Origin of the sequence: Lactobacillus sp. UMNPBX6 (assembly GCF_002553975.1) — a bacterium.
Lineage (GTDB): Bacteria > Bacillota > Bacilli > Lactobacillales > Lactobacillaceae > Lactobacillus > Lactobacillus gallinarum.
In genome coordinates this window covers 1-10,102 of sequence record NZ_PCZD01000060.1, presented here as the reverse complement: position 1 = coordinate 10,102, position 10,102 = coordinate 1, and the positions used below count along the sequence as shown (strand labels likewise).

The window sequence follows — 10,102 nt, the reverse complement described above, 5'->3', positions numbered from 1 at the left end:
CAAGAAAAAGACGGTCAAGCAACTCAAATTAAGAGTTGGATTGATCGTCTTTTGGTATCTGAAAGTTAGTTTTTTCCCAGACACTTCACATTATTCAACTGAATTTTTAGCTGCAGTTAAAATCTGCATTGTTTCCAAAGTATTGACAAACGCTTCATCAGCTCTCCGAACATCATGTTGATCGATCATCTCGGCAAATGCAGTGAACTCACTTGCCATGCGATGTGGATATTTATTAAAGTTGTAACGCTTCGGTTTTTGTCCACGCATTTCGACGGTAAAGTTATCAAGCGTACCAGTTGAACCGTCAAAATAAATGCTGCCTTTTTCGCCTTCAATGAACGAACGTGGCGTTACATAACTGTCCTTTGAACCGATCAAAGTTACTTGTTTATCAGGATAAGAAAGATGCAGGATACCCGATGTATCAATGCCTTTTTGCATGTTGGCGTAGTATTTTACCTTATCAGGCAACCCGAGCAGTCCAGCGGCAAGGTGGATATTGTAAATATTCAAGTCCATCAAGGCGCCGCCATCTTTTTTCGGATCAAAAACGGGAGCAATCTTACCTTCAAGGAAGGCGTCATAACGGCTAGAGTATTGCGTATAATTTAAAGAAACGATATGAATTGGAGCAATATTATCTAATTCTTCTTTGATCTTTTTGTAGTTTTCTAAGTAGATATTAGTGATAGCTTCAACGATAATTAAATCTTTTTCATCGGCCAATCGCTTTAATTCTTCGGCTTCAGCTGTACTTAATACAAATGGCTTTTCGCAGATGACATTTTTGCCATGTTCAAGTGCAAGCTTAGCTAGCGAGTAGTGCAAGAAATTAGGCACGCCGATATAGACCGTATCAACGTTGCTATCTGACATTAATTTTTCATTGTCAGTATAGGTTTGAGAAATATTGTATTTTTGTGCTAATTCTTGCGCGATGCCTGCGCTACGCTTGGTTGAAGAAATTGCGGTTAATTCTAAGTTATCAATTTGATCAGCAGTAGTTAAAAAGTCTTGAACAATCATGCCGCTGCCGATAATTCCTAATTTCATCGTGAATACCTATTTCTTTTTCTTATTATTGTCAGTAGTTGGCAAATTTTTAGCGTTCGTAGCGTTAGTTGGAACCTTTAAGAAGTCGTGACTACCAAAGTTGCCATAGCTTTGACCGACCTTGACTGTCATCATTTTGCCAAGCTTCATGTTAACGAAGACGTTAAAGGTAGCTAATTTATTGTTTTTCACTACCGCCTTAACCGTCATTGATTTGTATTTGCCTAATTTTTGAATTTGCTTAAACACTTTAGCTTGACCTGTGCTTTGTGGAGTAGTATCAAAGATAGGAGTAGCTGCTTTTTTCATCAAAGCTTTATCACTTATTTTAGCAATTAAAGTGTAGGTGTTTTTATTGCGCTTTAACTTGTAAGCTTTAATCAACTCAGCACTAGGATTAGTGATCAAGTGATTATTCATAATTGCATCAGTTAAATCGGCGTATGAGTGTCCGGTTAATTTCTCTAGATCAGCTTTATACCAAGTGTCACGACCATTGATATAAACGTTGTTCATGTTAACCCATTCTTCGCTAGAGCGGGTCTTGCCCTTGCTAGAAGTTTGATTGGTTATATGGTAAACCGTTGAGTCACCGCCAAATGTGGTGTTGGCAATAGCTGCTTGGTTAGAAGTGTCAGTGCCAAGAGTAACTGATTGAATAACTTGACCACTCTTGAAGCCCTTTTTCATTTTTTGAACTACCTGAGTTTTGTTTAAAACAGGATCAGCTTTCTTTTCTTTTTGGCTACAGCCACTGAGTAAAAAGACAGCGGCTAATGCTATACCGATAATTGTTTTTTTTAATTTCATAATAAAAAATCTCCTAAATAACTATTTCTATTATAACGAAAAAGCCCAAATCTATGCTTAGATTAGAGCTTTTTTATATTAATTATTTTTTATCTAATTTTCCTAAATCTACGGAATTCTTTTTAACTGCACTAGGAACGGACAATTTCTTAATTTGATCAATTTGATCTACATTCATAGTTAAAGTCTTCTTTTGCCCATCATCTTTGTAGCTAGAAACAATTTTTACATCATTGACATTGTAATTTTTATCAACGTCGACCTGAATTTCAGTATTGATTGGCTTTATATCATCAATATCAATTCCGATTAAAGTTGTGACTGCCGCATCAGACACGATCGCGTTCCAAACTCTTTTGTTGTTTCCTTTATAAATAAGGGCATAATTGTTGTCATTCTTTTTGACTTTAAATTGTTTGTGCAAAGGAATAAATGGAGTTAACAAGTTGCCATTTAAGCTTTGGATGAATGATGAATAGGTGCCAGCCTTAGTAGTGGTCTTAAACCAGTGACTGCTGTTGGTGCCTTTCATTTGAATGTAGCTATTTTTTCCTTCAACCCACATTTTATAGTAATTAGAAGTTGCGGAAACATCGGCATAAATGATCGTAGGTTTAGTTGTATATTCAACCGCAGCCTTTTGTAAAGTTTTGCCATTGCTTTTTTCGTCCCAAGTGGCATGCATCGAATTATAATTTGCTTTTTGTGCTTTAGTTAAAATAGTTTTGGCGCTCGGCAAGTTGTCGCCAGATTTAGCGCTTTTTTGCGAGCAAGCGGATAAAAATAATGCTAATAAGGCAACTAAGCCTAAAATTAGTTTTTTATTCATAAATTTCATTTTTTACACTTCTTTTTGAATATTTTACTTAAAAGTAACATAAAAAAGAAGATAATAGAAAGTGAACATCAAAAAAAGATGTTTTTTACTCATTTCTCTATGAAAAAAACTGTGAAATGTGTAAAATATGGATGAAACATTGAATTTTAAAAGGAGATATTTCATGTCAAAATTAGTTTTAATCCGTCACGGACAAAGTGAATGGAACCTTTCAAACCAATTTACTGGTTGGGTTGATGTTAACCTTTCAGAAAAAGGTGTTGAAGAAGCTAAGAAGGCTGGTCGTTTAATCAAGGAACACGGTCTTGAATTTGATCAAGCTTACACTTCATTATTAACTCGTGCCATCAAGACTTTGCACTTCGCATTGGAAGAAAGTGGCCAACTCTGGATTCCAGAAATGAAGACTTGGAGACTTAACGAACGTCACTACGGTGCTCTTCAAGGTTTGAACAAGAAGAAGACTGCTGAAAAGTACGGCGATGAACAAGTTCACATTTGGCGTCGTTCATACGATGTTTTGCCACCAGCTATTGATGATGACAATGAATTCAGTCAAGCACATGACCGTCGTTACGCAAACTTGGACCCACACATCGTTCCTAAGGCAGAAAACTTACACGTATGTCTTGACCGTGTAATGCCATTCTGGGAAGATCACATTGCTCCAGACTTACTTGACGGCAAGAACGTAATTATCGCAGCTCACGGTAACTCACTTCGTGCTTTAACTAAGTACATCGAAAACATTTCTGATGACGACATCATGAACCTTGAAATGAAGACTGGTGAACCAGTTGTTTACACATTCGACGAAAACTTGGATGTTGTTAACAAGGAAAAGTTGGACGACTAATTTAATTAATGGTTATTCACACAAAAAAGGAACTTTGCAAGAAGCTCCTTTTTATTTTGTATTTTTTAGGAAAAAAAAGCACCCCAAGAGGGATGCTCTATTTTATCAACTTGCCCCAAAAACTATTTTTTAAACATTTAGTTTCATAATTTTTTGGAACAAGTATATTATATTATAAATAAAGAAAATTTACCATTTTTTTCTAAGGAAAGAGGAACGATATGAAAATATTAGTAACCGGTTTTGATCCTTTTGGCGGAGAGAAAATTAATCCTGCAATTGAAGCTGTAAAAAGATTACCTAATGAAATAGCTGGTAACAAAATAATTAAGTTAGAAGTTCCTACTATTTTTTATCAAAGTGCTGATGTCGTAAAGAAAGCGATTGAAAAAGAAAATCCTGAGATGGTGATTAATGTAGGACAGGCAGGTGGTCGCGGTGCTATTACGCCCGAAAGAATAGCAATTAATTTTCAATCGGGTTCAACTCCTGACAATTCTGGTAAAGGTCCTAAAGAAGGTAAAATTCAAGCAGACGGATTAGATGGCTATTTTACCCAATTGCCAATTAAAAAGATGGTAACTGACATTCGTCATGCCGGAATCCCTGCACAAATTTCAAATTCTGCGGGGACGTATGTCTGCAATCATCTTTTTTATGAAATTCAATATTTAATTCATCACGATTATCCTGATTTAAAGGGCGGCTTTATTCATATTCCATATTTGCCAAGTCAGACTAAGAATGGACGTTATCCTTCAATGAGTTTAGAGAATATGGTAGTCGGGCTGACAGCGGCCATAAAAGCGGCTGCAATGTGTTAAAAATTGACAGTTACCCCTTTTAAGTGCTATTTTTGTCAATGGAATTAAAGTGGGGAGAAAAATATGCAAACAATTGATAATTCTCTCTTACAAGTCTCTGTCGATGAGAATGGGGCCAAAATGGTCCATCTTGTATCTATTAATGATAATTATGATTATCTCGGCGAAAATGGGACTGAAGAGGGTATGGCAATTGCTTTTCCAGTGCTTGATCAAGGCAATAACTGGGCTAGCAAACTGCCCTGGACTGTCGTAGATAAAGGTGATACTCGAGTCAGTTTGACTTTAATTGATACACCGGAAAGCTATAAAAGTTTTCCATATCATTTTGAAGTGATGACAACATATGCTTTGGAGGGCAATCAATTAAAGATATCATTTTATCTAAAGAATTCATCACATAAGGAATTACCATTTTCATTAGGTTTTGTATTGCCAAGTACTTGGCAAAGTCAGAGCAGCGTTAACAAAATTAGTTTAATCAATGAAGAACATGGAATAGATATTACTTCAACTGATTTTAAGTTAGCCGCAGAAGATGGTAAAGTTACTGCTTTTACTGATAAAATTGAATTAGAGGCTGAAAGTAGCCGCAATTTTGAGATTACATTGACACTAAAGTAAAAATAAGTAACGATTTTAATAAGATGTAGGAAGCAAGTCAGCGATGATTTGCTTTTTTTGTTATAATACACTCAATGTGAATTTACATATAGGTATGATTTATGAAGAAAAGTAGAAAAGAGTATAGAAATCACCCGACAGAGACTCGATTGCAAAATCATAAATATAAAAAGCGCCATGTTTGGGCGTGGGTCACGGGGATAATAGTCTTAGTAGCAGTAGTTGCGACCGCGGCTTATTTTGCTTCTGTATATTTCCGAACAAAGAACGCTGTTGATAAAACCTATGATCCGCAAACTGCAGTGAAAACTACAGGTGAATTTAATGGGAAAAAACGTTTTGCTGTTTTATTGATGGGAACCGATACTGGTGCTCTTCATAGAACAGAAAAGCGTGGACGAACTGATACCATGATTTTAGCTGTAGTTAACCCTGCTAAGAAGCACTATACGTTGGTTTCTATTCCACGTGATACGATGGCGCAAATGGTTGGTACAGATGAGTTTGGGGTAGAAAAAATTAATGCTGCCTATGAGATAGGCGGAGCAAGAATGGCAATGGACACTGTCTCTGAATTAATTAATGTGCCTGTTAAATATTATGCTGTAGTTAATATGGGCGGGATCATGAAAATGATTCGTTATGTTGGCGGCATTAATATTCGACCAACGCTTAGCTTTGAATATGGCGGTTATGTCTTTAAGAAAGGCAAATTAACCCATATGGGTGGTGCCGGAGCACTTGCTTACTCGAGAATGCGTTACGATGATCCTAGAGGAGATTATGGTAGGCAGGAGAGACAGCGACAAGTCATCACGACATTAATTAGAAAGGCTGTTTCGATTAGTTCACTATCAAATTTAGATTCAATTCTAACCTCTGTTTCAAACAATGTACGAACCAACTTGCCATTTAGTGCTTTACAACAAATTGCAATGAATTATCGTGATTGTGCTAAAAGCTCATCAAGTGATTATCTTCATGGCTATAATGCTGAGGTTGAGGATGCCGCATATCAAATTCAACCAACTAGTGAATTGCAACGAATTTCTGATTTAGTGCGCACAGAGTTGGAATTAGAAAAGGAAGTTGTTCAGAATAACGAGACCTTCCAGAATGAACAAAATAAAGCTAATGGCTTTAGTTTTAAGAGTGGCAAGATTCAGCATTATCATATCTATGATTACACCGGAGAAGGGGATAATTAATGGAGCGAGTTTGGGCCACGCTGATTGGCTATATTTTTGGTAATTTTCTGACAGCGATGGTTGTTGGTAAAATCTTTTTGAAAATAAACCCTACAGAATATGGTTCACATAATCCAGGAACAGCTAACATGGGGGCTGTTTTTGGTAAAAAATGGGGTATTTTAACTTGTTTGGGCGATTTGCTAAAAAGTTTGATTGCTCTGTTTATTGTGTATTTTGTTTTCCCAGCACATATCAATATTGCATATACTGGTCTGGGATTGATTTTAGGACACTGTTTTCCAATTTGGGATCATTTTAAAGGCGGTAAAGGTGTTGCAGTTGCCGCTCAGGTAGCGGTCTTTTATGATTGGAAGGCAGGATTTGCAACTTTGCTAATTGCTCTGGTATTAACTGCAATTATGCAAAATTTGACGATTCCACCAATTGTGTTTATGCTTTTATTCAGTGTTTATGAATTTTGGCACAATCAAGAAGCAGGAATTGTCTTTTTGGTGATTACTTTAATTATGATTTTCAAGTTCTGGCATGATATTATTGATTTCTTTACCGGTCATGGTAAAAAAGTTGATATTTTATATTCAATTAAAAAGAAGTTGGGAATTAAGAGTAAGTAATAACAGAAAATTTTAGTAAGGACATAGACTAGGAAAATGAGTGAGATTAATAAAAAGAAATCACTGAATGTTGGTCAAATTGTTTGTATAATCTTGGCTGCATTTTTAATGCTAGTGCAGATGTTTTCATGGGGGAAGACCTTTGGTAGATTGCCATTGAGTACCTTAATGAGATTTATTCCAGGAATGCTAGGTAGTGCAACATTAGTGCTTGTACCGATGGCTTTTGGTGCTGTATACAGCAAAAAGAAAATCCGTCCAACTGAAGCATTCAGATTCTGGATTATTGCAGTTGTAACGCTGATACTTCTGTATTTGGCTAACTTCATTAAGCGACCAGGTAGTTTTGTCATGTGGAAGCTGTGGGGTGTGTTCTTCCCAGTTTTGACAAGTACTTCAGTTTTACTAGCTGGATTGATTTTCAGTATTTTGGCTCAACCATATCTGTATGAGTTGCAACGCCGAATTACAACTAAGCAAAATGTGTTGCTACTTAGTGCATTGACATTAGTAGGCTTTGCTACTAGTGCAGGTACAATGTACTTTAACTACTCCATTTACGGTGTTTACCTCGTCTTATACTTTGCTTGGGGGATGTTCTTGGCCAATGTTAAGATCCCTAAGAAAGTCTTTGGCTGGTTAATTGCTGCAGGAGTATTTTCATTCTTTGTAATGTTTATTGGGGTTCCGGGATTTAACGGTGTCTACTGGTATCAGCGTTTATCCGGACGTAGTGGAGTTTATTCTTGGACTCCTAAGTTTTTAAGTAATCCTACCTCGCCATTTCTATTTTTAATGGTCTTGGCAGTATTCTTAATCTTTAGAAAAGTAATCGTTAGCTATAGCGCTAAGGATATGCGTTTCTTTATTCCAATAATTATTTTTATGGACGCACCAATTATTGGTGGGTTTGTAAGATCATTCCGCTTTACTAATAGTGCTGGTTTTAACAAGTTCTTGATGATCGTCATTATGATGATCGCAGCTCTTGCGCTGAACTATTTGTATAACCGCTTTTTATTTAGAATAAAGCCGATTAAAAAGACAGTTGAGTTCTTCAATAGTCATGATAATTTAGCTGAAGTTGTGGAATATGGTTGGAAGAACTTCACAGCATGGGTAGTTGAAAACCGAGTAAGACTTCTTACTTGGGGCTGGTTCTATATCTTGAGTTTTGTTTCATTCTTAATTGAATCAGATAACTTAAGAATTCAAATTACAACAGCTACAGATATCAATGCCGTAATTTTCTTGCTCGGAACTAGATTCTTTGCAATCATTTTGACGGCTATCTTCCTCGATGCAATGTTTGCGATCTTCTACTTCATTACTACGCGTTACTGGACCTCAACTGTTTTGGTCAGCGTAATCACAATTGGTTGGGCTATTGCCAACAAGATCAAGCTTAACCTTCGTGGTGAACCTATTTATCCAACTGAACTTGATGAAATTGTTAACTGGAAGACCTTGCTTCCAATGGTTGGTCAACAAAAGGTAATTATGATTGCCGTTGCTTTAGTGATTGTAATTGCTTTGACTGTTTTCCTTGAAATCAAGTTTCCAATTAAGAAAAAGGGTTCATGGAAGCGCCGTGGTATCTGGGCATTGCTCAGCTTGCTTTTGTTTATGACACCAGCTCGCTTCAACCACGATGGCGGAATCATTTATCACATCAACCGTGGTTTTGATAACAAGCAATCATTCAGAAACCCTGAACGTGATATTCAAATTAACGGTCCATTATTGAACTTCTTGAACTACTTCGATTTACAGATTATGAATAAGCCATCTAATTACTCCAAGGCTACGATTAATCACTTGAATGAAAAGTATGGCAAGATTGCTGATGAAATTAACAAGACTAGAAAGAATACTTTAAAGGATCAAACTATTGTCTACAACTTGAGTGAAAGTTTTGTTGATCCATATACTTTCCCAACAATTAAGATTGATCCAAAAACTCCAAACCCAGTTAAGTTTATTCAATCAATGAAGGACAGATCTACTTACGGTAGCATGCTTAGTGCCGGTTACGGTGGTGGTACTGCCAACATGGAATGGGAAACTTTGACCGGATTCAACATGGGTATGTTCAAGTCAACCTTGACTCCATATGTACAAATCGTACCAAACTACGACTTCTACCCAACCATTGGTATGGACTTCAACTACAAGTCAGCTGTTCACCCATTCATTGGTACTTACTACTCAAGAGTAGAAGACTACAAGAGATTTAAGTTTAACAAGTTCGTTTACCTTGGTTCTAAATACAAGATCATTGATCAAAAGAAACTTGGTAAGAGTACTTACAACTCTGACTTCACTACTTATGCTAACGGTTTGAGACAAATCAACAGCATGAAGGGTGGTCAATTTATTAACTTGATCTCAATTCAAAACCACATGCCTTACAACAACTGGTATCCAAACAACGAATACATGGGTAAGGTATCTGGTGAACTCTTCAACACTGCTGCCGTTCGTGAACAAATGGCAACTTACATCAAGGGTACGCAATACACCGACAAGGCAGTTAAGAAGTTTATTGGTCAAATTGATAAGATCAAGAAGCCAATTACCATTGTCTTCTACGGTGACCACTACCCAAGTATCTTGTCACAAAACTACACTGGCAGATACCCAGTTCAAATGCACTCAACTCGTTACTTCATTTACTCTAACAAGTACGCTAGAGAACATGGTGCTAAGGAGAAGTTGACTCACAACACTAATTACGTCAACACTAGCGACTTCACTGCAATGATGCTTGAACAAACTAATTCTAAGGTAACTCCTTACCAAGCATTACTTACTGAAGTTCACAAGAAGCTTCCTGCAATCACCATTAACTTTAACGGTGATAAAGGCTTCCAATTAGTTGATCAAAAGGGACACTTCGTTGATCCTAAGAAATTGACTTCAGAACAACAAGCAATTTTGAATGACTACGAAATGGTTCAATACGATATGACTGCTGGTCAAGCTTATGGCTTGAAGGCTAAGGGCTTCTACAAGTTGAATAACTAAACAAAAGACCGAACACGAAGTTCGGTCTTTTTTGTGTCTAATGGTAAAATAGTAGCTAAGAAAAAACGTGTTAAAGGTGATTAAAATGAAAAAGATAATGACAATGGCACTAACAAGTGCTGCACTTCTTGGACTTTCTGCTACAACTGTTCAAGCTGGTACATATAATCCAAAGAATACTACTAGTTTTAATGAAAAACGCCCGAAAATCCCCGTATTTTAATGCGGGGATGGATAGGGCC

The 10,102-nt window shown here is 36.7% G+C and carries 10 protein-coding genes and 1 pseudogene; 8 read left to right on the top strand and 3 right to left on the bottom strand.

All coding sequences use genetic code 11. From position 1 onward, the window contains the following. A partial coding sequence (locus CP357_RS10720; protein ID WP_369822791.1) for a hypothetical protein occupies window positions 1–181 on the top strand: 181 nt, incomplete at its 5' end. Here the strand turns inward: CP357_RS10720 and CP357_RS08580 are convergent. From CP357_RS08580 to CP357_RS08570, 3 genes and pseudogenes are all read right to left on the bottom strand, one after another. Continuing rightward, window positions 97–1,056 (bottom strand): annotated as a pseudogene (locus tag CP357_RS08580) (Gfo/Idh/MocA family protein); the annotation flags it as partial. The gene CP357_RS10720 and the pseudogene CP357_RS08580 sit on opposite strands and share 85 nt — an antisense overlap. A 9-nt stretch (window positions 1,057–1,065) precedes the next feature. Then, entirely contained in the window at window positions 1,066–1,866 is an 801-nt protein-coding gene (locus tag CP357_RS08575) for a hypothetical protein (RefSeq protein ID WP_098037069.1), read from the bottom strand. An 82-nt stretch (window positions 1,867–1,948) separates the two neighbouring features. Next, the gene (locus CP357_RS08570; protein WP_098037068.1) at window positions 1,949–2,704 is read right to left on the bottom strand and encodes a DUF6612 family protein; all 756 of its coding nucleotides are present in this window, start codon (window positions 2,702–2,704) and stop codon (window positions 1,949–1,951) included. Between the two features lie 163 nt (window positions 2,705–2,867). Here CP357_RS08570 and CP357_RS08565 point away from each other — a divergent pair, with 163 nt between their 5' ends. From CP357_RS08565 to CP357_RS10255, 7 genes are all read left to right on the top strand, one after another. Further along, the gene (locus tag CP357_RS08565) at window positions 2,868–3,560 is read left to right on the top strand and encodes a 2,3-diphosphoglycerate-dependent phosphoglycerate mutase (RefSeq protein WP_003630668.1); all 693 of its coding nucleotides are present in this window, start codon (window positions 2,868–2,870) and stop codon (window positions 3,558–3,560) included. Between the two features lie 221 nt (window positions 3,561–3,781). Then, entirely contained in the window at window positions 3,782–4,384 is a 603-nt protein-coding gene (gene pcp, locus CP357_RS08560; protein WP_098037067.1) for a pyroglutamyl-peptidase I, read from the top strand. Window positions 4,385–4,447: 63 nt separating this feature from the next. Beyond that, window positions 4,448–5,008: an aldose epimerase gene (locus CP357_RS08555; RefSeq protein WP_098037066.1), complete on the top strand. Its 561-nt coding sequence runs from the start codon at window positions 4,448–4,450 to the stop codon at window positions 5,006–5,008. A gap of 101 nt (window positions 5,009–5,109) precedes the next feature. Further along, entirely contained in the window at window positions 5,110–6,216 is a 1,107-nt protein-coding gene (locus CP357_RS08550; RefSeq protein WP_098037065.1) for an LCP family protein, read from the top strand. Further along, window positions 6,216–6,833, top strand: coding sequence for a glycerol-3-phosphate acyltransferase (locus CP357_RS08545; RefSeq protein WP_025005701.1), 618 nt, complete (start codon window positions 6,216–6,218; stop codon window positions 6,831–6,833). Before CP357_RS08550 ends, CP357_RS08545 begins: the two co-directional genes overlap by 1 nt. Window positions 6,834–6,869: 36 nt before the next feature. Continuing rightward, on the top strand, window positions 6,870–9,860 hold the full coding sequence (locus CP357_RS08540; protein WP_098037064.1) for an LTA synthase family protein: 2,991 nt from the start codon (window positions 6,870–6,872) through the stop codon (window positions 9,858–9,860). Between the two features lie 85 nt (window positions 9,861–9,945). Further along, the gene (locus CP357_RS10255) at window positions 9,946–10,083 is read left to right on the top strand and encodes a hypothetical protein (protein WP_158227267.1); all 138 of its coding nucleotides are present in this window, start codon (window positions 9,946–9,948) and stop codon (window positions 10,081–10,083) included. The last annotated feature ends 19 nt before the right edge of the window (window positions 10,084–10,102 follow it).

What these genes read in the sequence shown, in the direction of transcription:
- CP357_RS08570 (WP_098037068.1), bottom strand. Translation starts at nt 2,704, where the DNA reads ATGAAATTTATGAATAAAAAACTAATTTTAGGCTTAGTTGCCTTATTA.
- CP357_RS08575 (WP_098037069.1), bottom strand. Translation starts at nt 1,866, where the DNA reads ATGAAATTAAAAAAAACAATTATCGGTATAGCATTAGCCGCTGTCTTT.
- CP357_RS08545 (WP_025005701.1), top strand. Translation starts at nt 6,216, where the DNA reads ATGGAGCGAGTTTGGGCCACGCTGATTGGCTATATTTTTGGTAATTTT.
- pcp (WP_098037067.1), top strand. Translation starts at nt 3,782, where the DNA reads ATGAAAATATTAGTAACCGGTTTTGATCCTTTTGGCGGAGAGAAAATT.
- CP357_RS08555 (WP_098037066.1), top strand. Translation starts at nt 4,448, where the DNA reads ATGCAAACAATTGATAATTCTCTCTTACAAGTCTCTGTCGATGAGAAT.
- CP357_RS08540 (WP_098037064.1), top strand. Translation starts at nt 6,870, where the DNA reads ATGAGTGAGATTAATAAAAAGAAATCACTGAATGTTGGTCAAATTGTT.
- CP357_RS08565 (WP_003630668.1), top strand. Translation starts at nt 2,868, where the DNA reads ATGTCAAAATTAGTTTTAATCCGTCACGGACAAAGTGAATGGAACCTT.
- CP357_RS10255 (WP_158227267.1), top strand. Translation starts at nt 9,946, where the DNA reads ATGAAAAAGATAATGACAATGGCACTAACAAGTGCTGCACTTCTTGGA.
- CP357_RS08550 (WP_098037065.1), top strand. Translation starts at nt 5,110, where the DNA reads ATGAAGAAAAGTAGAAAAGAGTATAGAAATCACCCGACAGAGACTCGA.